Source organism: Streptomyces indicus, from assembly GCF_900100315.1.
GTDB lineage: Bacteria > Actinomycetota > Actinomycetes > Streptomycetales > Streptomycetaceae > Streptomyces > Streptomyces indicus.
The window spans coordinates 60,239-86,806 of sequence record NZ_FNFF01000012.1 but is presented as its reverse complement, the minus strand read 5'-3'; the positions used below and the strand labels follow the sequence as shown (position 1 = coordinate 86,806).

The window sequence follows — 26,568 nt, the reverse complement described above, 5'->3', positions numbered from 1 at the left end:
ACGACCTCATGTACGACCCCACAGTCGCCCGTCTCACCTACCGGGCCCTCCTCGGCCGCCGCCGCGCGCTGATCCTGTTCCTGCTGCCCGTGCTGCTCATCGCCATCTCGGTGGCGGTACGGGCCCTCACCGGCGCCGACGACCAGGTCGCCGCGGATGTGCTCGGCGGGTTCGCGCTCGCCACGATGGTCCCGCTGATCGGCGTCATCGCCGGTACGGGTGCCATCGGGCCCGAGATCGACGACGGTTCCGTGGTCTATCTCCTGTCCAAGCCGGTCAAGCGGCCCACGATCATCACCACCAAGCTCATCGTGGCGATCGGCGTGACCATGGCCTTCTCGGCCATCCCCACGTTCATCGCGGGCATGATCCTCAACGGCAACGGACAGCAGGTGGCGGTCGCCTACACCGTCGCGGCCCTCGTCGCCTCGATCGCGTACGCGGCCCTCTTCCTCCTCCTCGGCACGGTCACCAAGCACGCGGTGGTCTTCGGGCTGGTCTACGCCCTGGTCTGGGAGGCGCTCTTCGGCTCGCTGGTGGCCGGCGCGCGCACCCTGTCCGTCCAGCAGTGGTCCCTGGCCCTCGCCGAGAAGGTCGCGGGCAGCGACCTGGTGAAGTCCGACGTGGGCCTGCCGGTCGCGGTCGTGCTGCTCGCGGCGGTCACGGCCGGGGCCACCTGGTACGCGGGCCAGAAGCTGCGCACGCTGACGCTGGCCGGCGAGGACTAGGCCGACCGCGCGTCAACAGGAGCCCGGGACCTACGACTTGTGTCGGTCCCGGGCTCCTCCCGTTGCCTGATCCACCCGGGTGCGGCCCCCTCGTAACGTCGCAGCCATGCGCATCGGAATCCTCGGAACAGGCCATGTGGGCAAGGCGATCGCCGCCGGAGCGGCAGCGGCGGGACACGAGGTCGTCTTCGGCTCACGCACCCCCGACACCCGCGCCGACCTCGGGCACCCGGCGGTCAGCCACGCGGCGGCGATCGCCGGGAGCGACCTGGTCGTCAACGCTCTGACCAGCAACGCCTCCCTGCCCACGCTCACCGCGCTCGCCGCCGAGCTCGACGGGAAGGTCCTGCTCGACATCGGCGTGGACCTCACCGCCGAGCTCGGGCTCGCCCACCCGAACTCCAGCCTCGGCGAGAAGCTCCAGGCCGCGCTGCCCGGCACCCGCGTGGTGAAGTCGCTCTGCACCATCGACAACGAGGCGATGGCCCAGCCCCTGAAGACCTTCGGCACCCCGACCACGATCTTCCTGTCGGGCGAGGACGCCGCCGCGAAGGCCGTGGTCGGCGCCTTCCTCGAAGACCTGGGCTGGGACCGGGCGGACCAGCTCGACCTGGGCGGCATCACCACGGCCCGCGGCCAGGAGCACTTCGCGCTGCTCTTCATGGCGGTGGGGGACGCACTGCAGAACTACACGTTCAACTTCCGGCTGGTCACCCCGCAGGCACCCTGACGCACCGTGGGCCGCTCCTCGTCGCTCCCGTCGCGCAGGCTCCCGCGGCCCGGGTGATGATCAAGGGGTGACCGAGCAGCCGGCCCCCGCCCCGGAGCGCTCGCCCGAGCCGTCCCGACCGGTGCGGAGCTGGGTGCGCTCCGCCCCCGGCACGCACGTCTGGCTGCTGATCATCTTCTGCACCAGCCTGGTGATCGTCTTCGCCACGGACCCGTACGAGACGTATCTGCTGCACCGCAACAGCAGCAACCTGGTGCAGCTGAACGAACGCCCCGTCCGTGCCCTGCTCCTCAGCGCCTTCTGGATCGAGAACCCGAGCTCGCTCCCCCTGTACGTGGTCCTCTTCGAGCTGATCCACGCACGGGTGGAGCGGGCGCTCGGCACGCTGCGCTGGCTGATCGTGGTGGCCACGGCGCACATCGCGGCGACGCTCATCAGCCAGAAGGCGGTCCTGTACCGGATCCAGCACCATGACGCCCCGCGCCATCTGATCCATGTGGTCGACATCGGCGTCTCGTACGGCCTCGCGGCCTCGGCGGGCATCCTGACGTACCTGCTCCCCGGCCGCTGGAAGTTCGCCTACGCGGTGGCGGTCATCGCGTTCTTCGCGATCCCGCTGGCCGCGGACGCCACGTTCACCGACCTGGGCCACGCCATCGCCCTCACCATCGGCTTCGCTTTCTGGCCGCTGACGCGGGGGCGGGCGCGGCATCCGGAGTACCGGAGGTAGGCAGGCGCGCTGGGTGCGGAAGAGGTGGGGGTCGAACCCACACGGGCAGTCCCCTGCCCCGACACTTTTCGAGAGTGCGGCCGGCGCCGGCTTTCGGCCGGCTCTTCCCGGTGCTCGTTTCGTACGGCGCGGAGGATGCGCGGATCGAACGCGCGCGGGGTTTTCGGCCCCGACGACGGCTTAGCAAGCCGCTGCCTTACCACTCGGCCAATCCTCCGGGAGGGGCGGCCCGTGCGGCATCGCGCACGAGAAAGCCGCCCCGGGCTGCTCACAGGGCGGCTGCGACGGAGTGCGGTGAACTACTCCGGAGCCGGGTGCTGTGAACTGCCCTGTCGGGAGCTCGACGAGCTCGAGATGGACATCGTCGTGCTCCTCTCCCAGCGGGCGGGCGCCCCGGAACGGGCGCGTGCGGACACCTCTACTGTGCCGTCGGGGTGGGCCGGCCCGCCACTGATTTTCCGGACCGCCGTACGTACAGGCCAGGGGGTTCCGTCCCCTCGGACCTCCGCACCGCACCCGGTGGCGAGGGCCAGTCCGGCCCTCCCGGGACCCCTGCACCGCGCACGCGTGGCAAGGGGTCAGCAAGCCCGGCGCTCCTAGCCGCCCCGGCACCGCACTCCCGCGGCGAGGGTCAGTCGGCCCGGTCCTTCTCGGTCCCCGGAGCTGCTCCCCGATACCGGGCGTTCAGCCCAGCACCCGCAGCAGCACCGCCACATGGCTGTGCTCGACGTCCTTCGAGGCCGTCAGGAGTGTCACCGGGCCCGCGGCCACCAGCTTGCGCAGCTCGTCGAGGGCGGCGGCGGCTTCCGGGGCCGCCAGTTCGGCCTCGTATCGGCTCGAGAACTCCTCGAAGGCGTCCGGTCCCTGTGCGTGGTACCACTTCCGCAGCTCCGCCGACGGGGTCAGGCTCTTGGGCCATACGTCGATGTGCGCCGCGTCCTTCGACAGGCCGCGCGGCCACAGCCGGTCCACCAGGACCCGCTTGCCGTCCGACGGTGAGGGGGCCTCGTAGATCCTGCGGCCGCGAAGGGTGCTCATGCGCCGAGCCTACGACCGGTCGGACGCGACCGCCGGACGGCCGTCCACGGCCCGAGCCCTCGGGCAGAGGCGCCCGGAGCCGCCGGTCAGAAGCCCCCGGAGCAGACCGGCGCCCCCGCGCTCACGCCCCGAGCAACCGCTCCAGGACGACCGCGATGCCGTCCTCCTCGTTGGAGAGCGTCAGCTCGTCGGCCACCGCCTTGAGCTCCTCGTGTGCGTTGGCCATCGCGACGCCGTGGGCCGCCCAGCCGAACATCGGGATGTCGTTGGGCATGTCGCCGAACGCGATCGTGTCCGCCGCCTTGCGGCCCAGCCGGCGCGCCGCCAGGGAGAGGCCCGTGGCCTTCGACAGGCCCAGCGGCAGCAGTTCGACGATGCCCGCGCCGGCCATCGTGACCCCGACCAGCTCGCCCGCGACGCGGTGCGCCACGGCCCACAGCTCGTCGTCCGTCAGCTCGGGGTGCTGCACGTACACCTTGTTGAGCGGCGCCGACCACAGCTCCGAGGCGTCCTTGATCGGCACGTACGGCAGCGGGCCCTCCTGGGCCTGGTAGCCGGGGCCGATCAGCACGTCCCCGTCCACGCCGTCGCGGCTCGCGGCCAGCGACAGCGGGCCGACCTCGGCCTCGATCTTGGCGAGGGCGAGACCGGCCAGCTGGCGGTCGAGCGTGACGGAGGTGAGCAGCCGGTGCTCACCCGCGTGGTAGACCTGCGCACCCTGTCCGCACACCGCGAGCCCCTCGTAGCCGAGGTCGTCGAGGATGTGCCGGGTCCAGGGCACCGCACGGCCGGTGACGACGATGTGCGCCGCACCGGCCTCGGTGGCCGCCGCGAGCGCGTCCCTGGTGCGCTGCGAGACCGTGTGGTCCTCCCGCAGCAGCGTGCCGTCCAGATCGGTCGCGACCAGCTTGTACGGGAAGCCCCCCACGGACCCGCCGGTAGGTGCGCTCACTTGGCGATCGGCTCCAGGACCTCACGGCCGCCCAGGTACGGGCGGAGCACCTCGGGGACGCGGACCGAGCCGTCGGCCTGCTGGTGGTTCTCGAGGATCGCCACGATGGTGCGCGGGACGGCGCACAGCGTGCCGTTCAGCGTCGCGAGCGGCTTGACCTGCTTGCCGTCGCGCATCCGGATCGACAGGCGGCGCGACTGGAACTCGGTGCAGTCCGAGGTCGAGGTCAGCTCGCGGTACTTGCCCTGGGTGGGGATCCACGCCTCGCAGTCGAACTTGCGGGCCGCGGAGGAGCCGAGGTCACCGGTGGCGACGTCGATGACGCGGTACGGCAGCTCCAGCGAGTCCAGCCACTGCTTCTCCCACTCCAGCAGACGCTGGTGCTCGGCCTGCGAGTCCGCCGGGTCGACGTACGAGAACATCTCGACCTTGTCGAACTGGTGGACGCGGAAGATGCCCCGGGTGTCCTTGCCGTGCGAACCGGCCTCGCGGCGGAAGCAGGGCGAGAAGCCCGCGTAGCGCAGCGGGAGGCGGTCCGCCTCGATGATCTCGTCCATGTGGTACGCGGCGAGCGCGACCTCGGAGGTGCCGACCAGGTACAGGTCGTCCTTGTCGAGGTGGTACACGTCGTCGGCGGCCTGGCCGAGGAAGCCGGTGCCGGCCATCGACTGCGGGCGGACCAGCGCGGGGACGAGCATCGGCGTGAAGCCGGCGGCCGTGGCCTGCGCCATCGCCGCGTTCACCAGCGCGAGTTCGAGCAGTGCGCCCACACCGGTGAGGAAGTAGAAGCGCGAACCGGAGACCTTGGCGCCGCGCTCGACGTCGATCGCGCCGAGGATGTGGCCGAGCTCGAGGTGGTCCTTGGGCTTGAAGCCCTCCTCCTCGAAGTCGCGGATGGTGCCGTGCGTCTCCAGGGTGACGAAGTCCTCCTCGCCGCCGACCGGGACACCGGGGTGGACGAGGTTGCCCAGGCGCTGGAGCAGCTCCTCGGTCTCGGCCTTCGCCTTGTCCTGCTCGGCGTCGGCGGCCTTCACGGCGGCCGCGAGCTCCTTGGTCTTCTTCAGGAGCTCCTCGCGCTCCTCGGGCGAGGCCTTGGAGACGAGCTTGCCGATGGCCTTCTGCTCGGCGCGCAGTTCGTCGAAGCGGACGCCGGACGACCTGCGCCGCTCGTCGGCGGAGATGAGGGAGTCGACGAGCGCGACATCCTCACCACGGGCGCGCTGGGAAGCGCGGACACGGTCGGGGTCCTCACGGAGCAGGCGAAGGTCAATCACGGGATCCAGGCTACCGGTGCGGAGGGGCTCCCTTCGAACGGTATGGAGCGCCCTCGGTGTCCCGGCCCGTAGCAGCTCTCCGGCAGCGCTCCGGTCCACCGCGGTCCGTCCCCGCACGGTCCCGGTCCTACCTGCGGATTGTCTCTGTCCACAGAAGTTTTCCACAGGGGTCCATCTCGACCTGGGGACAAGTCGACAACGAACTACGACACAGTCGACAAATGGCTTTCTCGCGGGCACTTCTGTCCACAGGTGGGCATGTCACCCTTCGTCAACCTGTTTCCATTGATCAACACGTTGCAGGGATTCGAATCCACTCGAAAGTGGGTGTACGAGAGGTTTGAACCGGGAATCCTGAGGCGCCGTCCACCGATGCCGAACGCCGGCTTCCGAAATCCACAGATCATGGAGAAGGCCTGTGGATAACTCTGTGGAGCTGTGCACCGCTGTGGACAACCCGCTCTCAACTGCCGCCTGTCACAAGGGGTTTGAGTCAAAGCGGGATGCCGGAATTGCCCCTATCGAGAGGGATAGGGGAATGCGTTGACGGCCTGGTCGACGGCCTGGTGGACGGCCTGGGGAAATGCGCTGCCGCCGGGCGCGCGGGCGCTGCTACGCCCGCCCGTCCTGGGCGCGCGTCAGCCAGTCGGAGGCCGAGACGAAATCGGCGTCCGTGGTGCCGGGGCGCAGCGCGCGGACCTCCGCCGGCGAGACGCCCGCCCTCGGATACGAGCCGAGGAAACGGACCTTCGGGGAGATGCGCTTGAGGCCCATGAGGGCCTCGCCGACGCGGCGGTCCGAGATATGGCCCTCGGCGTCCACGGCGAAGCAGTAGTTGCCGATGCCGGCGCCGGTCGGGCGGGACTGGATCAGCATCAGGTTGACCCCGCGGACCGCGAACTCCTGGAGCAGTTCGAGCAGCGCGCCCGGGTGGTCGTCGCCCAGCCAGATCACGACGGAGGTCTTGTCCGCGCCCGTCGGGGCGGCGGGCCGGGCCGGGCGGCCGACCAGCACGAAGCGCGTCTCGGCGTTCTCGGCGTCGTGGATGTCGGTGACCAGCGCTTCGAGCCCGTACGTGGCGGCGGCGAACTCGCCCGCGAAGGCCGCGTCGAAGCGGCCCTCCTGCACGAGCCGCGCCCCGTCCGCGTTGGACGCGGCCGACTCCCACAGCGCGTCCGGCAGGTGCGCGCGCAGCCAGTTGCGCACCTGGGGCTGGGCGACGGGGTGGCCGGTGACGGTCTTGATGTCGCTGAGCTTCGTGCCGGGACGCACAAGGAGTGCGAAGGCGATCGGGAGCAGCACCTCGCGGTAGATCATCAGCGGTTCGCCGGTGGCGAGTTCGTCGAGGGTGGCGGTGACGCCGCCCTCCACCGAGTTCTCGATCGGGACGAGCGCGGCGGCGGCTTCCCCGTTCCGTACGGCGTCCAGCGCGGCCGGCACCGAGACCATGGGCACGAGCTCGCGGGTCGCGGCCTCCGGGAGCGTGCGCAGGGCGGCCTCCGTGAAGGTGCCTTCCGGGCCGAGGTACGTGTAACGGGTCGCCGACATACCGTCACCCTAATGGGCCGGACGGAGCATGTGCGCCCCGATGGGCGGCCGTCACCCTTCGGGGAGCCGTCCCCTTCGAGAAGCGCCCCTTTCCAGGGGCCGTCGTGCGGCCCTCACCCTTCGAGCAGCCGCTGCCCCACGTACTCGCCCTCGCCCGGCCCGCCCGGCACCGCGTACAGGCCGCTCGACTCGTGCCGGATGAACGCCGACAGCGCGTCCCCGCGGTCCAGCTTGCGCTGCACCGGGATGAAGCCGCGCAGTGGATCGGCCTGCCAGCAGATGAAGAGCAGGCCCGCGTCCGGCGTCCCGTCCGCGGCGATCCCGTCGTGGTACGAGAACGGGCGCCGCAGCATCGCCGCCCCGCCGTTCTGGTCCGGTCGCGAGATGCGCGCATGGGCGTCGAGCGGGATGACCACCTTGCCGTCCGCGCCCACCTTGTCGAGCTCGGGCTCCGTGGTCTCCGTACCGCCCGTCAGCGGTGCGCCGTCCGACTTGCGGCGGCCGATCACCTTCTCCTGCGCGTCGAGCGCGAGCTTGTCCCAGTCGTCGAGCAGCATCCGGATGCGCCGCACGACCGCGTACGAACCCCCGGCCATCCACGCCGGATCGGCCCCCGAGTCCGGCACGAAGATCCGCCGGTCGAAGTCGGGCTCCGACGGCTTCGGGTTGTTCGTGCCGTCCACCTGGCCCATCAGGTTCCGTGCCGTCATCGGCTCGGCGGTGGCGCCCGGCGAACGGTTGAAGCCGTTCATCTGCCAGCGCACCTTCGCCGCCTGCCCGGCGTCCTTCTGCACCGCGCGCAGCGCGTCGAAGGCGACCAGCGCGTCGTCCGCGCCGATCTGCACCCACAGGTCGCCCTCGGACCGCCGCGGGTCCACCTGGTCCGAGGAGAACGGCGGCAGCGGATCGAGCGCGCCCGGCCGCTGCTTCTCCAGACCCGTACGGGAGAAGAAGGTGCGGCCGAAACCGAAGGTGACGGTCAGAGAGGACGGACCCGCGTCCCGGGCCACGGCGGCGTCGGAGCCGCCGCCCTTCATGAGCCGCCGCGCGGTCGCGGACCAGCGCTTGAGGAGCGCCGCCGCCTCCTTGCGGCCGGCGCCCGGCGCGAGGTCGAAGGCGATCAGGTGGCCCCTGGCCTGCAACGGCTGGAGGATGCCCGGCTGGTGGGCGCCGCCCCACGCGACCTCGGTGGAGCCCACGGTGCTGAGCGCGGCCGGTGCGTCCGGCGAGGCGGCGGCGTAGCCGGCCGCACCGCCCGCCGCCCCGAGCACGAGCCCGCCCGCGCCGACGGCGCCCGCGGTCCCGAGCAGCCGCCGCCGCGAGATGCCGTCCACGGAGGCCCGCTCAGCCGTCTCCGTACGGTCCTTGCTGTCCTGCATGGTCGATCAGCCGATCTTCACGTTCTTGCGCACGGTCACCTGGTCGATGTCCGAGGTCCGCACCGTCACCGCGAGCTCCCACTCGCCGCCCATCGGGATCTGCACCCCGGTCGAGGACCAGTGTCCCGTCACGATGCGGTCGGGGGTGACCGGCAGCGGGCCGATGTCCTTGGACTCCAGGGTGAAGGCCACCTGGACCTCGGGGAGGTCGAAGGGCTTGCCGTTGGGGCGCGTGGCCCACACGTGCAGCTCGTTGGAGCCCGTACGGCCCGGGGTCAGGTCGATCCGGACCTTGCCCTTGCCGTCCTCGCCCTTGGTGTCGAAGGGCAGGGTGAGGTCGAGCGGCTGGTTCACGCCGGCGCCCGCGGAGGCGCCGGACTGCTCCGCCTGCTCCACGGTCCGTCCCGGCTCCGTCGAGGTGAGCACCGTGGTCACCGCGAGCAGCACCACCGCGACTCCCGCCTCGGCGAGCACCGAGCGCCGCAGTCCCGCACGGCCCGGATCCGCGTCCCGCAACTGCTTCTCGCGGGCCGCCGCGACCGCGGCCTGCTGCCGGGCGAGCTGGGCGGCCCGCTTGGGGTTCTTCGGCGCCTTGCCCGAGCCGTCGGCAGAGCGCGCCGAGCCGGAGGCACCCGCCGCACCGGAGGAGGCCGTCGAGCCGGAGGAGCCCGTCGTGCCGGATGCACCCGCCGAACCGGAGGCTCCACCCCCCGCCGCGGCCGCCACCTTGGTCCGCTGCTCGCCGACCTTCGCGGCACCCGCCGCGGGCAGCTCCGCGAGCCGCGCGGTCCACTTGCGCGAGATCCAGCCGATCCCGAGCAGCAGCGCGATCAGGCCGATCTTGACGATGAGGAGCTGCCCGTACGAGGTGCCGGTCAGCGCCGACCACGAGCCGACCTGCCGCCACGACTGGTAGATGCCGGTCGCGGCCAGCACGACCACCGACCAGAAGGCCAGCGAGGAGAACCGGCGCGCGGCCGCGGCCTCGAAGGACGGCACCTTGAACAGCGCCACGAGCAGCGCCGTCAGACCGCCCAGCCAGGCCGCCACGGCCAGCAGGTGCAGCACGTCCACGGGCATCGCGACACCGGTCTGGATCCCGCTGGACGCGTGCTCGGCCAGCGCCCAGGTCGAGGCGATACCCGCCGCGACCACGGTGCCGCCGATACCCAGACCGAAGGTGAGGTCCCGCTTCTCCTTCGCGTCCTCGCGCTTCGCGTACGCCCCGAAGAGCACCGCGATGAACAGCGCCGCCGCCGCGAGCAGCAGCAGCCGCGAGACGAGGGCGGCACCGGTCTTGGTCTCCAGGACCGCGCCGATCCCGCCCAGGTCGAACACGTCGGAGAGCTTGCCGGAGTCCTGGTACGGGCCGCGCAGGAGCAGCAGCGCGAGCGTGGCCGCGGTCAGCGCGACCCAGCCGTACGCCACAAGCCGCTGGAGCGGACGGGCCGTTGCGCCCTTCGGCCAGCAGACGAGCACGAAGGCGGCGCCGCCCACGACCAGGACGAAGGCCGCGTACGAGACATAGCGCGCGAGCCCATAGAGGACACCGACCGCGCCGCCGCCGGCTTCCTGGTTCGAGAGCTGCACGGTGGTGTCGGAGGGCGCGCCGATCGAGAAGCTGAAGGCGCCCGAGACCGGGTGGCTGTCGGTGGAGACCGCCTTCCAGGCCACGGTGAACGTGCCGTCGGGCAGCCCTGCGACCAGGGCCTTCTCGTACGAGGCCGTCTTGCCGCTGCTGACGTCCTTGATCTCGCCCTTGTCGACCCGCTTGCCCTTGGGGTCGAGGACGCGCACCGAGTCGGCCGACATCGCGACCTTCTCGGAGAAGTGCAGCGTGACTTTCCCGGGGGCCTGCTGCACCACCGACCCCTGCCCGGGATCGGTCCCGGTCAGCGCCGCGTGCGCCGAAGCGGGCGCGGCACCGGCGAGCAGAGACCCGGCGACGGCCACGAACAGCAGCAGGAACTGCACGAACGGACTGCGGATCGCGCTCGTACGCAGGCGAGGGGCGGTGGGCAGCATGGCTTGCGGTCCCCTTCTCAGCTGTTCTTCGGGTTGTACGTGGCTTCCTTGACCTCGAGTTCGGCCGTGATCGGGGCCGACTTCTCGAAGCGCAGCTCCACCTCGACCTTGTCGCCGACCTCCGGCAGCTCCTTGAGGTCCATGAACATCAGGTGGTTGCCGCCGCGCTCGAAGTCGAGCTCGCCGTTCGCCGGGATGTCGAAGGACTTCACGTGCTGCATCTTCTGGCCGACGGTGCGGTGCCCCATCGTCTCCTCGGCGAGCGGGCTGCTCATCGAGACGAGCTTGTCCGCGCCGCCCTTGTTGACGATGGTCAGGAACCCGCCTGCCATGTCCTTCAGTGCGGGCTTCGGGATGTACCCGTCGACCACGCTCAACTGCGGCTTCCCGTCGCCCTGCCGGGCGGACGCCTTGGTGTCGCCGTCACCGGAGCAGCCCGCCAGCGTCAGGGCCGCACCGGCGGCTATGGCGCAGACGAGGGCGGTACGGCGTCGTGTGCCTCGGACCGTCACGGCTTGGCCCCCTTCATGATCTTCGGGAGGTCCTTGGCGTAGTCGTCCGCGGTGGCTTCCTCGCCGTTGTAGATGACATAGCCCGCGTCGGTCTTCGGCGAGAACGCGATGACCTGCTTGCCGTGCGTCGAGGTGATCGAGCCGTCCTTCTCCTTGACCGGCGCCTCGATGGTGATGCCGAGGGTGCGGGCGCTGGCCTGCACGGTCGGGAAGTCACCGGTCAGACCGATGAAGGACGGGTCCTGGGCCTTCATCCACTTGCCCAGGTGCTCGGGGGTGTCCCGGTCCGGGTCGGTGGAGACCATGATGACCTTGAGCTCGGCGAGCTCGGCCTTGGAGAGCTTCTTCTCCAGCTCCTTCTTGGCGACCGCGAGATTGCTCATGGTGAGCGGGCAGACGTCCGGGCAGTGCGTGTAGCCGAAGTACAGGAGCGTCGGCTTGCCCTTGGTCTGCTCGCGCAGGTCGAACTTCTTGCCGTCGGTGTCCGTGAGGACCATGTCCGGCTTCTCGAAGGGCTGGTCGATGACGGTGGCCGCCTTGTCCTCGGTCTGCTCGGACACGGCGGCGGGGGCGTCGCCGCCGTCACCGCTGCCGCACGCCGTCACGGTGAACGTGGCGGCGGCGAGCAGGGCGACGGCGGCAAGGTGCTTGGTGCGCATGGTGAATGGTCCCAAAGGGGGTCAGTTGGAGCTCGGGCTGGTCCGACGGCGGCCGGCCAGGACACCGAAGGCGACACCGGCGGCACCGACCAGGATGCCCACGACACCGAGGACGCGGGCGGTGCCGTCGCTGGAGTCGGCGGAGGCGGTGCTCTGCTCGGCGTCGCCGCCCTTGTCGTCGGTGCTCGACGAGGCCTTGTCGGCGTCGGCACCGCCGCCGTGGTGGTCATCGGCCGCGGCGGAGAGCTTGAGGACGGGCGCCGGCTTCTCCGGCTCCTCGCCGCCCTCGACCGGCTCCTCGATCCAGCGCACGACTTCCTTGTCGCTGTAGGTCTGGAGCGCCTTGAACACCATCTGGTCGGCGTCCTCGGGCAGCTGGCCGAGCGAGACCGGGAACTGCTGGAAGGTGCCGGGCTCGATGCCCTTGTCGTCCGCGGTCCAGGTGACCTTCGAGACGGCCTCGTCGATCTTGTTGCCGTGCACCTCGAGCGGCTTGTCCAGCTTGGACTTGGTGACCTTCACGTCCCAGCCCGGCACCGGCTGCGGCATCACGGACGCGAGCGGCTGGTCGGTCGGGAAGTTGACCTCCAGCTTCACGGTGGAGGCGGTGTCCGACTCGTTCGGGACCTTGAAGTTGACGGTGGCGTACGAGCCCTTGGCGGCCTCACCCTGCGGCTGCACGGAGACGTGCGCGAAGGCCGTACCGGAGAGCAGGACGACGGAACCGGCGGCGACGGCGGATGCGGTCACCAGACGGGAGACACGGGAGACACGGGAAGCGGTCATGGAACGCATGGAACGCATGGAACGCATGGAAGACATGGCAGAAACTCCACTCGGCAGTGGTGAAAGGTGTCGGGAGACGCGCGGGCCTCGTGCGGCCGCGCGTGAACGCCGCGCGACACCTTCCGGTTTCCGTGAGGCTCCCTGTGAAGCGCTCCGAGGAGGTGCCGCGTCAGGCGGCGAGTGCGAACCCGTCCGCGGGCGGCCCGCGCCGGACCACGGTGTGCGCGAGTGCGGTCGTACGGGGCTTCGCGGGCGCGTCCGGCAGCGTGCCCCAGGCGCCCGCGAGGGCTCCGGGCGCGGCGGACAGACCGCTCTGCAGGGCCCGTACGAACGACAGGGCGGCGCGCAGGGACCGTACGAGCGCCCCCTCCGCGACCCCGTGCGCCGACAGCACCGAGAGCTCGATGACGCGGTTCAGCGCGAGATCGCCGCGGCGGAGCAGCCAGCCGAGGACGAGCGCGGCCAGCAGGTGGCCGAGCAGCATCGGCAGATCGGGCAGCAGACCCGCACCCTGCGCCATGCCGTCCGGCATGTGGTGGGCGTGCCCGCCCGAGGTCGGCGGGGCCAGGCCCGCGTCCGCGAGGATCCCGTACGCCTGGTGGGGGCTGGTGACCACGGCCCCGGCCCCGCACAGCAGACCCTTGGCCTGCTCCATCGCGGTGTGGTCGGCCATGTGCTGCGCCGCCACCGTCTGGCCGTGCCCGAACAGCGAGTGCAGGCCCAGCTGCCCCACGGCCAGCGCCCCGGCGAGCGCCGCCGAGGAGCGCGGACGCCCCGCGAGCGGCACGGCCACCGCGAGCGTCAGGAGGAACCCGAGCCCGAGCGACCACACGGGCACGGCGCCATGGGAGGCGAGGATGTGACCGCCCGCGGACAGCGCGACACAGACCGTGGCGAACGCCACGGCCCTCAACAGCCGGAACTCGCTACGAGTCCGCCGGGCGCGCGGGTGGGGGGCAGTCATGACCGGCTCATCATCGCACTGGGCTTATCCCGTCCGTACGGCAGGTCCGCAAGGTCCGGAACGCGGCATTCTGCGGGCGCGGGCCCACGGCGTTCCGCGGGCGCCGGCCCGCGGCACTGCGCGGTGCCGGCCCACGGCGGGTGATTCCCTTACACCCGGCGTCGTACGCGGCACATCCGCCGTATGGGCGGCATCACGTCAACTGCGCGATTGCGCACGGCCGTAGGCGGCAATACGTACTCGTATGTCGAGCCGCAGCCAGGAGGCCTGAGCATGAGCCTTTGGTGGTCACTCCACTTGCGGCGCGAGGCTGCCAGCGTCCCGCTGGCCCGGCGGCTCCTGCTCGGCACCATGGAGACCGCGGGCGTCGACCCCGACATCTCCTTCGAACTCTCGGTCGCGCTCACCGAGGCCTGCGCCAACGCGGTGGAGCACGGCGCCGCCGCGCACCGCTCGGCCCAGGACGCGTACCAGGTCACGGCCTATCTGGACGGCGAGCGGTGCCGCATCGAGGTGGCGGACTCGGGCCCCGGGTTCCCCCTCGCCACGATCGAGCGCCCGACGGCCGCCCCGGACCGCACACCGCCCGCCGAACAGGTCGCGGAGCACGGCCGGGGCCTGGGGCTGATCGAGGAGCTCGCCGACCATGTCTCGTTCGCGAACCGGGACGGCGCGGGCGCGGTGGTGAGCTTCGACAAGATCCTCAAGTGGCGCAAGGATTCACCGCTGGTCACGGTGTAGCGCCGGGTCTCCGCTCACGTTGATACGTCCGGTGCGCGCAGCACCGAGCACAGCGCGTCCACCGCGGCCCCGTACGCATGCTCCGGCGCCGCCGCGTACCCCACCACCAGTCCGTCCGGACCGGGCCCGGCCGCCTCCGGGTGCCGGAAGGCGGAGAGGCCGTCGAGGGCGATCCCGGCCCGCCGCGCCCGGTCGAGCACCGCCTGCTCCGTCCCCTCCGGCAGCCGCAGCACCGCATGCAGTCCCGCCGCGATCCCGGTGGCCCCGACGTGCGGCGCGCGTGCCGCCAGCGCATCGAGCAGCCTGTCACGCCGGCCCCGGTAGCGCTGCCGCATCCGGCGCACATGCCGGTCGTACTGCCCGGACGCGAGGAACTCCGCGAGCGTCAGCTGGTCCAGCGCACTGGCCCACGCCTCCCGCTCGCCCTTCACGGACAGCACCTGGTCCACCAGATGTCCCGGCAGCACTATCCACCCCAGCCGCACCGCGGGCGACAGGCTCTTGCTCACCGAGCCGAGGTAGACCACGCGCTCGGGGTCCAACCCCTGTACGGCGCCCACGGGTTCGCGGTCGTAGCGGAACTCCCCGTCGTAGTCGTCCTCCAGGACGAGCCCGCCGCGCCGCCGCGCCCAGTCCACGACGGCCGCCCGCCGCCCGGGCGCCAGCGGCCCGCCGGTGGGGAACTGGTGCGCCGGGGTCAGCAACGCGGCCCGCACCCCGGACGCCAACTCCCCGACGCGGGCGCCCTGTTCGTCCACCTCGACCGGCACCGTACGCACGGACGCGGCGGCCAGCAGCGAGCGGTGGAAGCCGAGCCCGTACGCCTCCACGGCCAGCGGCCCGCGCAGCACCCCGCGCCCCGAGCCGCCGGCCCCGCCGAACAGCAGCCGCAGCGCGTGCGCGAACCCGGAGCAGACCACGATCCGTTCCGGCGAGGTCCGCACGCCCCGCACCCGCCCCAGATACTCCGCGAGCGCCGCACGCAGCTCGGGCCTGCCGCGCGGATCCCCGGGCCCGAAGGCCTCGTTGGGCGCGGCGGTCAACGCCCGCCGGGCGGCGGCGGCCCAGGCGGTGCGCGGGAACGAGGACGGGTCCGGCTTGCCCTGCCCCAGGTCGTGCACCACCGCCCGGCGCTCGACGGCGGCGGGCGCGCGCGGCGCGGCGGCGGGCGCGGTCCGCGAGGCCACCCGCGTCCCCGACCCCTGCCGCGCCGTCAGCCACCCCTCGGCGACCAGCTCGGCGTAGGCGCTCGCGACCGTGTTCCGGGTGAGCCCGAGATCGGCGGCGAGCGACCGGTACGGCGGCAGCTTCTGCCCGGGCCGCAACCGCCCCTCGCGTACGGCGGAACGCAGCGCGCGGATCAGCGCAGCCCGCCGGCTGCCCCCGCCGCCGAGCTCCAAGTGCAGGTCGGCACCGATCCGTCCGGCCTGCTCGGCCCAGGTGTCACCCATGGTGGGGACCCTATTAGGCGCATACGGAAGGGGCGGTACGCAGCCGCGTACCGCCCCCTCACCGCAAGCAGAGGGCTCAGCCCTTCAGGGAAGCCATCCAGGCCTCGACGTCCGCGCTCGTACGGGGCAGCGCGTCCGAGAGGTTCCGGTTGCCGTCCTCCGTCACGAGGATGTCGTCCTCGATCCGGACGCCGATGCCGCGGTACTCCTCGGGCACCGTCAGGTCGTCGGCCTGGAAGTACAGACCCGGCTCGACCGTCAGGCACATGCCCGGCTCAAGGGTGCAGTCGACGTAGGTCTCACGGCGCGCGGCGGCGCAGTCGTGGACGTCCATGCCGAGCATGTGGCCGGTGCCGTGCAGCGTGAAGCGGCGCTGGAGGCCGAGCTCAAGGACCTTCTCCGCCGGGCCTTCGAGCAGGCCCCACTCCACCAGCTTCTCGGCGAGCACGCGCTGCGCGGCGTCGTGGAAGTCGCGGTAGTTGGCGCCCGGCTTCACGGCCGCGATGCCCGCCTCCTGGGCCTCGTACACCGCGTCGTAGATCTTCTTCTGCAGCTCGGTGTAGCGGCCGTTGATCGGCAGGGTGCGGGTCACGTCCGCGGTGTAGAGCTCGTTGGTCTCCACGCCGGCGTCGAGGAGCAGCAGGTCGCCGGAGCGGACCTCGCCGTTGTTGCGCACCCAGTGCAGGGTCGTGGCGTGCGGGCCGGCGGCGCAGATGGAGCCGTAGCCGACGTCGTTGCCCTCGACGCGGGCGCGCAGGAAGAACGTGCCCTCGATGTAGCGCTCGGAGGTCGCCTCGGCCTTGTCCAGGACCTTCACGACGTCCTCGAAGCCGCGCGCGGTGGAGGCGCAGGCCTGCTCCAGCTGCGCGATCTCGAACTCGTCCTTCACGAGGCGCGCCTCGGACAGGAAGACCCGCAGCTCCTCGTCGCGCTCGGCGGTGACCTTGTCGGCCAGGGCCGCCTCGATCCCGGCGTTGTGGCCCCGGACCACACGGGTCGGGCCGGTGGACTCGGCCAGCGCCTCGGCCAGCTTGCGGACGTCGGAGGCGGGGATGCCGTAGAGCTTCTCGGCCTCGGTCAGGGAGTGGCGGCGGCCGACCCACAGCTCGCCCTGGCCGTCCAGCCAGAACTCGCCGTTCTCCCGGTTGGAGCGCGGAAGGAGGTAGAGCGTGGCCTCGTGACCGCCCTCGACCGGCTCGAGGACGAGGACGCCGTCCTCGGTCTGGTTGCCGGTCAGGTACGCGTACTCGGTGGAGGCGCGGAAGCTGTACTCGGTGTCGTTGGAGCGGGTCTTCAGGTTGCCCGCGGGGATCACCAGCCGCTCGCCCGGGAAGGCGGCGGACAGGGCGGCGCGGCGGCGGGCGGTGTGCGCGGCCTGGGCGATCGGCTCCAGGTCGGTCAGCTCGGTGTCCGCCCAGCCCGAGCGCATGGACTCGGCCAGCTCGTCGGACACGCCCGGGTACAGCCCGTTCTTCCGCTGCTTGATGGGCTTCTCGGCTGCTTCTTCTGCTGCGTCGTGGGTGGGCGCGTCAGTGAGCTCTTCGGCCACGAATGCCTCCTCGTAGTGACCTGGGGACCACCGTCCATCGTATGTCCGTACGGAAGGGGGCCCGAGGCCTGGCACCTATGGCCAAAGTCACGCGAAAGGGACTCCGGACCGGTCAGTCGAACCGCGCCGCCAGGAGCACCACATCCTCGGCGCTGTCCTGCTCGTCCCGTCCGTCGGTGAGCACCGTGCGCAGGACGTGGTCGGCGATCGCCCCGGGATCGTCCCGCAGCGCCCGCGGCACGCTCGACGCGGCCGCGTGCAGCCGGGCGAAGGCGCGGTCCATCGGGTCGCCGGTGCGGTGCAGCAGCCCGTCCGTGTAGAGCAGCACCGTCTCGCCCGGCTCCGGTGAGAGCTCCACGCTCGGCGCCTCCCAGCAGCTCAGCATCCCGAGCGGCGCGGACAGCGAGGTCTCCACGAACTCGGTGCGCCGGTCGCCGATGACCAGCGGCGGGGAGTGTCCGGCCCCGGCGAGCACGATCTTGCGCCGGCGCGGCTCGCAGTACGCGAAGAGCGCGGTGGCGCTGCGCGCCGGTTCGGTGAGGCGGAGCAGCAGTTCGAGATCGGACAGGACCGCGACCGGGTCCTCGCCCTCCATCACCGCGTACGCCCGCAGGGACGCCCGCAGCCGGCCCATCGCCGCGACCGCGCTCGGCCCCGACCCGGTGACGGATCCGACCGCGAGCCCGAGCGCGCCTTCCGGCAGCGGCAGCGCGTCGTACCAGTCGCCGCCGCCGCGCGGCCCGGTGCGGTGCCGGGCGGCGAGCTGCACGCCCGCGACCCGGGGCAGCCGGCTGGGCAGCAGCTCCTCGGCGATCGTGGCCATGGTCGTACGGGAGCGCTCCAGCTCGACGAGCCGTGCCGTGTGCTCGCTCGCGTACCGCAGGTACAGGCCGGCCAGATGGCGCTGGCGTTCGACGGGCTCGGCGGGCTCGTCGTACAGCCAGACCGCCGCGCCGAGCCGGCCGCCCGCTCCGGGGCGCTCGGTGTTCTCGCAGGTCAGCGGCAGGGCATAGCTGGCCGCATAGCCGAGCTGGGCGGCCACCGAGCGGTGCCGAGGGTCGAGGTCCTCCTCGTTGAGGAGGTCGGGCTGCGCGATCCCGCACTCGCCGGGTGCGGGCGGACCCGAGCCGTCGAGCAGCCGCCCGTAGGAGGTGGCGCTGCGCGGCACGGTCTCGATGTGGCCGAGTTCGGCCCGCTCGAGACCGAGTCCGGTCATGGTGTCGGGGCCGAGCCCGTCGGCGGGTTCGAGGACGACGAGTCCGCGGCGCGCCCCGACGAGGGCGGCGCCGGCCCGCAGCATCTCGCGCAGGCAGTCCTCGAGCGTGGTGGTGCGCGTCAGGCGCTCGGTCAGTTCGTGGAGCGTGGTGAGGTCGGAGACCCAGCCGGCGAGCCGGTCCTGGATCACGGCCGCCGGTGTGGGCGGCGCGGGGGCGCAGCCGGGCGCCGTCGTGAGCGCGTCGGGCGCCGCAGTGTGCGCGGGGGCGGGAACCGAAGAAGAGCTGGGATCGATTCCGGCCACTTTCGGAAGGTGCGGGGCGTTCATGGCGCGCTGTTCTGCCGGGATTCCGGCCGGTGCATATTGCTCTTTAGCATCGCAAACCCCCATGTCATTCTGCGCCGCCAGCAATAGGTCCACATCTACACGCAGTGGTCTAGGGATGTCCAGCATTGTCCTGCGGGGATTCCTGGTGTCCATGGGGTGTTCGGGACATCCGTGACGAGAAAGGGAACTTGGCGGAAAACAGCCCTGTCCTTTCGGGTATTGCGGTCGACTGGACCCGCACCAAGCACCGACTCGGGCGTCAGTACCGGCGTATCGGGTACGTACTGGGTGAAGGGCAGCAGGAGTTGAAGCTGTTCCTGAACCGGACGACGGACCCGTACGTCTTAGAGAGCGACGGCCGCGTACCGGCCGGGCACCTTGTGGCGGTTCGCAAGCGGGACAGCAAGAAGGCGGGCGCGACGCAGTACGCGCCAGGCACGCGCCACCCACCGCCATGGTTGTAATGGATGCATCTGCGTGTGCAGTCCGAGCTCCAAGCGTGACTCAAGTGTCAGCAGTGTCCGTCATGCACGTCATGTGCGGTTTGTCTGAAGTGCATGAAATGGCCCGCAGTGTCGGTAGTGTCTCTGCGTTTTCAACGGAAAGGAACGAGCGCTCATGCGCGAGATCCTCGGAAGGCGACGCAGGCTCCTGTCGAAGCGACCCGGTGGGAGGCCTGACCAGATCAGCGCGGCCCTGACCTTCGCGAGCACCTGGCAGTGGCCCGTGCTCCCCGGCGTCGGCCTGCGGCAGCCCGGATCGCCGCAATGCGCCTGCCCCGACCCCGACTGCGCCACCCCCGGCGCGCACCCCTTCGACCCCGGCATCCTGGCCGCGACCAGTGATGAGCGGATGGTGCGCTGGTGGTGGACCAACCGGCCCACGGCGCCGATCGTGCTGGCCACCGGCGGACCGGGACCCAGCGCGGTGAGCCTGCCGGCCATCGCCGCGGCCCGCTCGCTGGCCGAGCTCGACCGCAGGGGCGTGCGCCTCGGCCCCGTCGTCGCGACCCCCGACCGCTGGTCGTTCCTCGTCGCGCCGTACTCGATGCCCCACCTCGGCGAGCTGCTCTACGCCAAGGACCACGTCCCCGGCTCGCTCCGCTTCCACGGCACCGGCGGCTATGTCGTCCTGCCGCCCTCGGAGACCGGCCAGGGCGAGGTCCGCTGGGAGCGCGCGCCGCTGCCCGGCTCGGCCAAGCCCTGGCTGCCGGACATCGAGGCCCTGGTGGACGTGCTGGTCGACATCCTCACTCATACGGGTGTGAGCGCGCCCGAGTTGTAGGCGGCTTGGGCGTGCGCGGGGCCTGCGGGCCCCCGCCCGTCGCTATCTTCGGCTCACCTCCGTTGTTTCGCCGTTCAGTTGAGCAGGTGGGTCCGTTGCAGCGAGCACGTATGTCCGCGCTCATCGCCGTCGTGCTGCTCGCGGTCCTGCTGCCGCTCGCGGGTGCGGCGGCGGGGCCCGCGGGCCCTTTCGACACTCCCGACGACGTACGGGATGAACGCGCCTCGGGCGTACGGGATGAAGGCGCCGCGGACGGACGCGGTGAGCGAGCCGCGGAGCAGCAGCGGACCGGCTCCGCACCGGAGGACGGAAAGGCACCCGCGGCTGAGGACGACGAGTCGGCAGATGGGGTGGCGGCCGGTGGTGCCGTCCCGGCCGACGACTCCGCACCCGGGCTCCTGGCCGGGCTCGGTCTGACCACCGCCGCCCAGTGCGGCCCCGAACTCGCCTCGCCCGAGGGCGTGGAGGCGCAGACCTGCGTGCTCAGCCAGGGCGAGCAGACCTGGGCCCGCACCTACTACCGCAACGCCACCGGCGAGGAACTGAGCTCGGTGCTCACGCTGATGGGCCCCGGCGGGCGGACCGTGCAGATGCACTGCGTGGTGGACGAGGACGACGAACCGGGCGCGTGCGAGACGCCGCGCGAGCGGACGGCGGGCGACCGGGCCGCGTACACGGCGGTGGCGGAGTTCGCGGCCCGCGAGGAGTCGGCGGACGCGGAGGAGGGGAGCGGCCCGATGCTGCTCCGCTCCGGGAGCAACGAGGCGTCTGCCGCGGGCCGTTGAGGCGCGCGCGGCGACGGGGTGTGCGGGCATGGAAAGGCCCGGTCGCTGGCGACGGGGGATGCACCAGCGACCGGGCTACTTGAACGGTAACCGAAGATCTGCCGTTCGCAAATTCGATCTCGGGCGGTATCGGCCACTCCGCAGGGGATTTACCTGCCAAGGGCCGGAGTTGTGACCGTTGTCATACCTTTTCTCCGGCTTTCCTGTGGCTTTCCTGAGGACTTCCTGGGGAACGGAACGATCATGAATGGCCATTTCTGATCATTCGCCGAACGCGCCATGACCCACTGCGGACTGACCGGCCGGTCAGTGCAGCCCACCGGCCGGACCGACCGGGCCGACCGAACCGGCAGATCCAGTCAGCCGGTCGGCCTGTGCCCGGCCGTTCGTCCGCCGGGCGGATCAGCTCAGCGTGACCTGACGGTTGGTGAGGCCGCCGCGGGCGCGGCGCTCGTCGCCGGTCAGCGGGGACTCGTCCGCGAGGGCGGCGGCAAGCCGCTCGGCGAACTCGGCGGCGGGCTTCTCGACATCGGCCGCGCTCATGCCGGTCGGCAGATCCCACACGGGGACCATCAGACCGTGCGCACGGAACGAGCCCACCAGGCGCGTGTTCTCGCCCAGGCTCGACTTGCCGGCCGCGTGCAGCCGGGCGAGCGCGTCGAGGAGCTTCTCCTCGGGGTGCGGCATGACCCAGCGCAGGTGGTTCTTCTCCGGGGTCTCGCACCAGTACGCGGCCTCGAGGTCCGGCAGCTTCACGGTCGGGATCGCGGCGGCGTTGGCCCGCTCCAGGGAGGCGGTCACCTCCGCCGAGGCGTTCTCCGCGTCCGGCACCCAGAACTCGAAGCCCTCGTGCACGACGGGCTCGAACGGCCCCTTCGGGTCGAGCAGTTCCTGAAGGCGCGGGCCGTCGGCCGGTGCCCGGCGGGCGGCGACCGGGTTGCCCGGCTCGGTGCTGAGCGCCTGCGTGAGGATGTCGGCGAGGTCGCGGCTGAGGTCACCGGACGAGGTGTCGTTCTGCAGGCCGATGAGGACCGAGCCGTCCTCGCGGCGCAGACCCGGCCACGCCATCGGGAGCACGGTCGCGAGCGTCACCGACGGGACGCCCTCGGGCAGTCCGTCCTTGAGGGTGAGCTCGACGGTGGCGGCGGGCACCAGCTCGCGCAGCGCGACCCAGTCGCACTCGCCGGGCAGTCCCTCGAAGGGGCGGTGCACCAGCTCGGTCACGGCCTGGGCGGCGGCGCGGCCGTGGCAGGCCTTGTAGCGCCGGCCCGAACCGCACGGGCAGGGCTCACGCGCGCCGACGACGGGCACTTCCCCGTCGGTGATCTGCGCCTTCTGCGGCTTCTTCGTCTGAGGGCGCTTCTTGGCCATCGTGCGTCTCCCGGTCACGGCTTGGGCGGTACGGCGGTGAGCCTAGCCGGAGGGGTGGGGGCACGTGGTCAGGACAGCCCTCGCAAGGTGTCGAACGGATGGTGTGCGGAAGGCCCGTCCGCGTCCGCCGTGCCCGCGTCCAGCACGACCCAGACCGTCACTTCGCCGGACGCGCCGTCGCGCACGCCCCACTCCTCGCCGAGTGCGGCGATGATGCCCAGACCTCGGCCGCCGCGCGCCGTGACCGACGGAGTGGCCGGAACCGGTCGGGTCGGTCCGCCCCCGTCCGTCACCTCCACGGTCAGCCTGCCCGACTTGTCCAGGCGCCAGGCCGCGCGCACGCTGCCGTCCCCCATGAGCGCCGCGTCCCCGAGCGGCCTGCCGTGCCGGCAGGCATTGCTGAGCAGTTCGGAAAGGATCAGAACCGCATCGTCTATGACAGCTTCGGATACGCCGCTGATACGCAGCTGATCACGCATGCAGTGTCTTGCTCGTCCCACGCCCGCAGGACCGTGGGGTACGGCCATGCTCGACGACGCCGGCACCTCTTGTGCCACCACCAACGCCACCCCCGAGACCTCCTTAGCCCCACGCCACGGTGTGGATGCCCCAATGGACTGGACCGGAAACCGGCCAATCCGCATACGGAACGCCCTCGTGACGCACTCAGGACAAGCGCCTACGGTCCGAACGCGCCGGTGCACTCTGCGTGAGTGACGCGTGCTCAAACTGTCCGGTTCAGCCGGGTTGCCCGCTCCGTCCCGGCAAGGCCCGCCCGGCTTCCGTCACGGCCCGGCCGGCGCGGCTTCCGGCACGGCTCAGCGGCGGCCGAGCTGTTCGAGGACCGCGCGCGGCCGGTTGGTGATGATCGCGTCGATGCCGAGCCGGACGCAGAGGTCCACGTCCGCCGGTTCGTTCACCGTCCACACGTGCACTTGGTGCCCGGCCCGCTGGAGCTTCTCGATGTACGCGGGGTTGTTCCGTACGAGCCGGATGCCGGGCCCCGCGATCCGTACCCCTTCCGGCAGCCGCCCGTCCCGCATGCGCGGGGTCAGGAACTGGACCAGATGGACCGTCGGCAGCTGGGGTGCGCCCGCCCGGACCCGTTGCAGGGAACGCGCGGAGAAGCTCATCACCCGTACCGGAGAATCCGCCGGCGTCTTGGGCGCGTCCAGGCCGAAGCGCTTGAGCAGCAGGAGCAGCCGCTCCTCCACCTGGCCCGCCCAGCGAGTGGGGTGCTTGGTCTCGATGGCGAGCTCCACGGGCCGGCCGGCGTCCGCGACCAGTTCGAGCAGCCGCTCCAGGGTGAGGACGGAGGTGTCCTCCCACTCCGGTCCGTCCTCCCTGTTCTTCCAGGAGCCGAAGTCGAGTGCGGCGAGGTCGGCGAGCTCGAGCGCGGAGACGGCTCCGCGGCCGTTTGACGTACGGTTGACGCGCCGGTCGTGGACACACACGAGGTGTCCGTCGGCCGTGAGCCGGACATCGCATTCCAGCGCGTCCGCGCCGTCCTCGATCGCTCTCTTGTACGCGGTGAGGGTGTGCTCGGGGGCGTCCTCGGAGGCACCCCGGTGCGCGACGACCTGGATCGAGCGGGGATCGCGCCCCGAGGGCTGCGGGGTTCGTGCGGAAGTCACCGCGACATGGTGTCACTTCGCGGGGTACCCGTGGCGTACGCCGGGTTCCTGACGAGGGCTCAGCGGATCCGCAGCGTTTCCTGACGGGGGCTCAGCGGATGCGCCGCTTCCGGCGCCCGCCGAGGATGGGCGTCGGACGCACAGGTGCGGCTTATGGTGCCCTGACGTCCGGTGGGAAAGGCTTGCGGACACAAGTGCGGCCGGATGAAGAAGACACAGACGCCGTGGATCGAGGAGTAGAGCTGTGAGCACCGAGAACGAGGGCAACGAGGTTCCCCCCGCCCCGTCCGTACCTCCTGCGCCTCCGTCGAGTTCTCCCGCTGCTCCCGCCGCTTCCGGTGCCTCCGGAAGCGGCGCCGCGGGTGCTGCCGGGGGTTCCTCCGGTACGAGGGCTCCCGCCGCGGACGAGCACGTGACCGCCCCGCTGCCGCCGGTGGCCTCCGGCGAGACGGCGCAGCTGCCGCCGGTCCCGCCGGCGGATGCTCCGCAGTCCGCGCAGGGTGGCACGCCGACGGGAGCCGGAGTCGGAGCCGCGGAAGGTTCCCCGGCTTCCCCGGCCGGTGCGCCGTACGGACCGCCGGCGGGACAGCAGCCCGGACACCAGGCAGGACACCAGGCCGGAGCCCCGGCAGGACAGCACGCGGGCGGCTGGCCTCCGCAGCCGCCCGCCACCCCTTCGTACGCGAACGGCGGGGGCGGCCAGGAGTGGGGTGCCTCGTACCAGCCGGCCCCCGTGTCCCCCAAGTCCCGCAAGGGCGGCCTCGTCGCGGCCGCGCTCGCCGCGGCCCTGGTGGCCGGCGGTGTCGGCGGCGGCATCGGCTACTGGGCCGCCGAGCGCAACGACAACAGCACGGACTCGACCACCGTCTCCGCCTCGGACACCCCGGCCGACCTCAAGCGCGAGCCGGGCACCGTCGCGGACATCGCCGCGAAGGCGCTGCCGAGCGTCGTGACCATCGACGCGCAGGGCGGCGACGGCGAGGGCGGCACGGGCACCGGGTTCGTGTACGACCGCGAGGGCCACATCCTCACCAACAACCACGTGGTGGCGACGGCGGCGCAGGGCGGCAAGCTCTCGGCCACGTTCTCCAACGGCAAGAAGTACGAGGCCGAGGTGATCGGCCGGGCGCAGGGTTACGACGTGGCCGTGCTCAAGCTGAAGAACGCCTCCGGTCTCAAGCCGCTCGCGCTCGGCAACTCGGACAAGGTCGCGGTGGGCGACTCGACGATCGCGATCGGCGCTCCGTTCGGGCTCTCCAACACCGTGACCACCGGCATCGTCTCGGCCAAGAACCGCCCGGTCGCCTCCAGCGACGGCGGCCAGAGCCGCTCGTACATGAGCGCCCTGCAGACCGACGCCTCGATCAACCCGGGCAACTCGGGCGGTCCGCTGCTCGACGCGCGCGGCGCGGTGATCGGCATCAACTCGGCGATCCAGTCGGCCGGTCAGGGCATGGGCGGCCAGCAGGCCGGTTCGATCGGTCTCGGTTTCGCGATCCCGATCAACCAGGCGAAGAACGTGGCCAAGCAGCTGATCGAGAACGGCAAGGCCACGTACCCGATGATCGGCGCGTCGGTCTCCATCGACGAGACCAGCCGTGACGGCGGCGCCCGCATCACGGAACAGGGCACGGGCAACACCGCGCCGGTCACGCCGGGCGGCCCCGCGGACAAGGCGGGTCTCGAGCCGGGCGACCTCATCACCAAGCTGAACGACCGCCCGATCGACAGCGGCCCGACCCTGATCAGCGAGATCTGGAACCACAAGCCGGGCGACACCGTGAAGCTGACGTACGAGCGCGACGGCAAGGAGCACACGGTCGACGTGGTGCTCGGCAGCAAGGGCGAGGGGAACTGAGCCTGCGCCAGGCATGGCGAAGGGGTGCTCCGGGAGAACCGGAGCACCCCTTCGCCGTGGGGCCGCGCCTCAGGGTGTGAGCGTCAGCTGAACTTCATGCAGACGGTCTGGGGAGCGACGGTCTCGGCCGTGGACGAGGTGTTCTTGAGGCCGTAGGTCGTGGATCCGTTGGCCTGGACGGCCGCCCGGCCCACCGACAGGCGGCCTTCGGACGGGGCGCCCACGCCGAAGCCGCTGTTGACGGCGAACTCGCCTGCGGCGCAGGTGGGCGTGGACACCTGGACCGTGCGGCCCGCCGGGACGCTGACAGGGGAGCCCGTGACGGTGCGCATGGTCGGCGTCAGCGCGGGCCCGGTGTCGCCCTTGTCACCCTTGTCACCCTTGTCGCCCTTCACGCCGGGCGTCCCGGGGTCTCCCTTGTCGCCCTTGGCCCCTGCCGAGCCGGTGGCGCCGGTGTCGCCCTTGTCGCCCTTGTCGCCCTTCACGCCGGGCGCCCCGGGGTCGCCTTTGTCGCCCTTGGCCCCTGCCGGGCCGGTGGCGCCGGTGGCACCCCTGGCTCCGGTGTCACCCTTGTCACCCTTGTCGCCCTTGGGGCCTTTCAGGGAGGCGGTGTAGTCGGCGCGGGACTTGGTGGGGTTGTCCTTCAACCACTCCTCGGACGCGGACAGCCCGTTCTTGCCGGCGGGACCCTGCAGGCCGGCGGGACCGGCCGGGCCGGCCGGACCTGCGGGACCGGCCGGGCCACCCGGCGTGCCGGGGTCACCCTTCTCGCCCTTGAACAGCTTGCTGTACTTGGCCTTCTCCTTCTTCAGGAGGGCGTCGAGGTAGCGCTCGAGGTTGTTCTCCAGGCACTCCTCGCAGTCCATGCCGGGGCCGGGGCCCATCTCCTGGACCTGGGTGTCCGAGGGTGCCGAAGCGGCGGCGAACGCGGGGACGGGGGCGAGTGCGGCGCCGGCGAGGACGAGCCCCGTGACGCCGGCCGTGGTGAAGTTTCTGATCTTCATGCGGCCCAGCATCGGACCCGTGG

General features: G+C 71.8%; 24 protein-coding genes and 2 tRNA genes. 7 read left to right on the top strand and 19 right to left on the bottom strand.

The annotated features are described in order from the left end of the window. Positions 1-8: 8 nt before the first annotated feature. From BLT97_RS25890 to BLT97_RS25880, 3 genes are all read left to right on the top strand, one after another. Positions 9-728: an ABC transporter permease gene (locus BLT97_RS25890; protein ID WP_093614277.1), complete on the top strand. Its 720-nt coding sequence runs from the start codon at positions 9-11 to the stop codon at positions 726-728. A gap of 79 nt (positions 729-807) precedes the next feature. Further along, the gene (locus BLT97_RS25885) at positions 808-1,458 is read left to right on the top strand and encodes an NADPH-dependent F420 reductase (protein WP_281251155.1); all 651 of its coding nucleotides are present in this window, start codon (positions 808-810) and stop codon (positions 1,456-1,458) included. 67 nt (positions 1,459-1,525) lie between these two features. Beyond that, on the top strand, positions 1,526-2,188 hold the full coding sequence (locus BLT97_RS25880) for a rhomboid-like protein (protein WP_093614273.1): 663 nt from the start codon (positions 1,526-1,528) through the stop codon (positions 2,186-2,188). Positions 2,189-2,204: 16 nt separating this feature from the next. Here the strand turns inward: BLT97_RS25880 and BLT97_RS38025 are convergent. From BLT97_RS38025 to BLT97_RS25825, 12 genes are all read right to left on the bottom strand, one after another. Then, positions 2,205-2,296: transfer RNA gene (locus tag BLT97_RS38025), tRNA-Ser, on the bottom strand. A 21-nt stretch (positions 2,297-2,317) separates the two neighbouring features. After that, positions 2,318-2,405 (bottom strand) — tRNA-Ser (locus BLT97_RS25875). 467 nt (positions 2,406-2,872) lie between these two features. Then, positions 2,873-3,226: a DUF488 domain-containing protein gene (locus tag BLT97_RS25870; protein WP_093614271.1), complete on the bottom strand. Its 354-nt coding sequence runs from the start codon at positions 3,224-3,226 to the stop codon at positions 2,873-2,875. Positions 3,227-3,347: 121 nt separating this feature from the next. Beyond that, entirely contained in the window at positions 3,348-4,178 is an 831-nt protein-coding gene (locus BLT97_RS25865; RefSeq protein WP_245769546.1) for an HAD family hydrolase, read from the bottom strand. Continuing rightward, complete coding sequence (serS, locus tag BLT97_RS25860) at positions 4,175-5,452, bottom strand: serine--tRNA ligase (RefSeq protein WP_093614267.1); 1,278 nt, start codon at positions 5,450-5,452, stop codon at positions 4,175-4,177. The genes BLT97_RS25865 and serS overlap by 4 nt, the downstream gene beginning before the upstream one ends. 612 nt (positions 5,453-6,064) lie before the next feature. Continuing rightward, positions 6,065-7,000, bottom strand: coding sequence for a prephenate dehydratase (gene pheA / locus BLT97_RS25855; protein ID WP_093614265.1), 936 nt, complete (start codon positions 6,998-7,000; stop codon positions 6,065-6,067). Between the two features lie 113 nt (positions 7,001-7,113). Further along, positions 7,114-8,379, bottom strand: coding sequence for an iron uptake transporter deferrochelatase/peroxidase subunit (gene efeB / locus BLT97_RS25850; protein WP_093614263.1), 1,266 nt, complete (start codon positions 8,377-8,379; stop codon positions 7,114-7,116). 6 nt (positions 8,380-8,385) lie between these two features. Further along, on the bottom strand, positions 8,386-10,404 hold the full coding sequence (locus BLT97_RS25845; RefSeq protein WP_093614261.1) for a copper resistance CopC/CopD family protein: 2,019 nt from the start codon (positions 10,402-10,404) through the stop codon (positions 8,386-8,388). A 17-nt stretch (positions 10,405-10,421) separates the two neighbouring features. Next, positions 10,422-10,916, bottom strand: coding sequence for a copper chaperone PCu(A)C (locus tag BLT97_RS25840; RefSeq protein WP_093614259.1), 495 nt, complete (start codon positions 10,914-10,916; stop codon positions 10,422-10,424). After that, positions 10,913-11,575: an SCO family protein gene (locus BLT97_RS25835; protein ID WP_093614257.1), complete on the bottom strand. Its 663-nt coding sequence runs from the start codon at positions 11,573-11,575 to the stop codon at positions 10,913-10,915. The genes BLT97_RS25840 and BLT97_RS25835 overlap by 4 nt, the downstream gene beginning before the upstream one ends. A gap of 21 nt (positions 11,576-11,596) precedes the next feature. Beyond that, positions 11,597-12,361, bottom strand: coding sequence for a YcnI family copper-binding membrane protein (locus BLT97_RS25830; protein WP_093614470.1), 765 nt, complete (start codon positions 12,359-12,361; stop codon positions 11,597-11,599). Between the two features lie 169 nt (positions 12,362-12,530). Next, positions 12,531-13,325: a hypothetical protein gene (locus BLT97_RS25825; RefSeq protein ID WP_093614255.1), complete on the bottom strand. Its 795-nt coding sequence runs from the start codon at positions 13,323-13,325 to the stop codon at positions 12,531-12,533. 273 nt (positions 13,326-13,598) lie between these two features. Between BLT97_RS25825 and BLT97_RS25820 the strand changes: the two genes are divergently transcribed. Then, a complete protein-coding gene (locus BLT97_RS25820; protein ID WP_093614253.1) occupies positions 13,599-14,066 on the top strand; it encodes an ATP-binding protein in 468 nt (155 codons plus the stop codon). 14 nt (positions 14,067-14,080) lie between these two features. Here the strand turns inward: BLT97_RS25820 and pdxR are convergent, their stop codons facing one another. From pdxR to BLT97_RS25805, 3 genes are all read right to left on the bottom strand, one after another. After that, a complete protein-coding gene (gene pdxR, locus BLT97_RS25815) occupies positions 14,081-15,517 on the bottom strand; it encodes a MocR-like pyridoxine biosynthesis transcription factor PdxR (RefSeq protein WP_093614251.1) in 1,437 nt (478 codons plus the stop codon). Between the two features lie 76 nt (positions 15,518-15,593). Beyond that, on the bottom strand, positions 15,594-17,066 hold the full coding sequence (locus BLT97_RS25810) for an aminopeptidase P family protein (protein WP_093614249.1): 1,473 nt from the start codon (positions 17,064-17,066) through the stop codon (positions 15,594-15,596). A gap of 112 nt (positions 17,067-17,178) precedes the next feature. Beyond that, on the bottom strand, positions 17,179-18,735 hold the full coding sequence (locus tag BLT97_RS25805; RefSeq protein ID WP_093614247.1) for a PP2C family protein-serine/threonine phosphatase: 1,557 nt from the start codon (positions 18,733-18,735) through the stop codon (positions 17,179-17,181). Between the two features lie 492 nt (positions 18,736-19,227). Here BLT97_RS25805 and BLT97_RS25800 point away from each other — a divergent pair, with 492 nt between their 5' ends. Further along, positions 19,228-19,893, top strand: a complete 666-nt coding sequence (locus BLT97_RS25800; RefSeq protein ID WP_093614245.1) for a bifunctional DNA primase/polymerase — start codon at positions 19,228-19,230, stop codon at positions 19,891-19,893. 95 nt (positions 19,894-19,988) lie between these two features. Then, on the top strand, positions 19,989-20,678 hold the full coding sequence (locus tag BLT97_RS25795) for a hypothetical protein (RefSeq protein ID WP_425442766.1): 690 nt from the start codon (positions 19,989-19,991) through the stop codon (positions 20,676-20,678). Between the two features lie 402 nt (positions 20,679-21,080). Here the strand turns inward: BLT97_RS25795 and BLT97_RS25790 are convergent, their stop codons facing one another. The 3 genes from BLT97_RS25790 to BLT97_RS25780 all read right to left on the bottom strand — a co-directional run bounded on the left by BLT97_RS25790 (position 21,081) and on the right by BLT97_RS25780 (position 23,683). After that, entirely contained in the window at positions 21,081-22,049 is a 969-nt protein-coding gene (locus BLT97_RS25790) for a DUF5926 family protein (RefSeq protein ID WP_093614241.1), read from the bottom strand. Between the two features lie 68 nt (positions 22,050-22,117). After that, entirely contained in the window at positions 22,118-22,693 is a 576-nt protein-coding gene (locus BLT97_RS25785; protein WP_093614239.1) for an ATP-binding protein, read from the bottom strand. 174 nt (positions 22,694-22,867) lie between these two features. After that, positions 22,868-23,683: a glycerophosphodiester phosphodiesterase gene (locus BLT97_RS25780; RefSeq protein WP_093614237.1), complete on the bottom strand. Its 816-nt coding sequence runs from the start codon at positions 23,681-23,683 to the stop codon at positions 22,868-22,870. A gap of 244 nt (positions 23,684-23,927) precedes the next feature. On the opposite strand from BLT97_RS25780, the gene BLT97_RS25775 reads away from it, so the two are divergent. Next, the gene (locus tag BLT97_RS25775; protein WP_093614235.1) at positions 23,928-25,541 is read left to right on the top strand and encodes a S1C family serine protease; all 1,614 of its coding nucleotides are present in this window, start codon (positions 23,928-23,930) and stop codon (positions 25,539-25,541) included. 83 nt (positions 25,542-25,624) lie between these two features. On the opposite strand, the gene BLT97_RS25770 is transcribed toward BLT97_RS25775, so the two are convergent. Then, a complete protein-coding gene (locus BLT97_RS25770) occupies positions 25,625-26,545 on the bottom strand; it encodes a collagen-like domain-containing protein (protein WP_143041389.1) in 921 nt (306 codons plus the stop codon). Positions 26,546-26,568 lie beyond the last annotated feature (23 nt).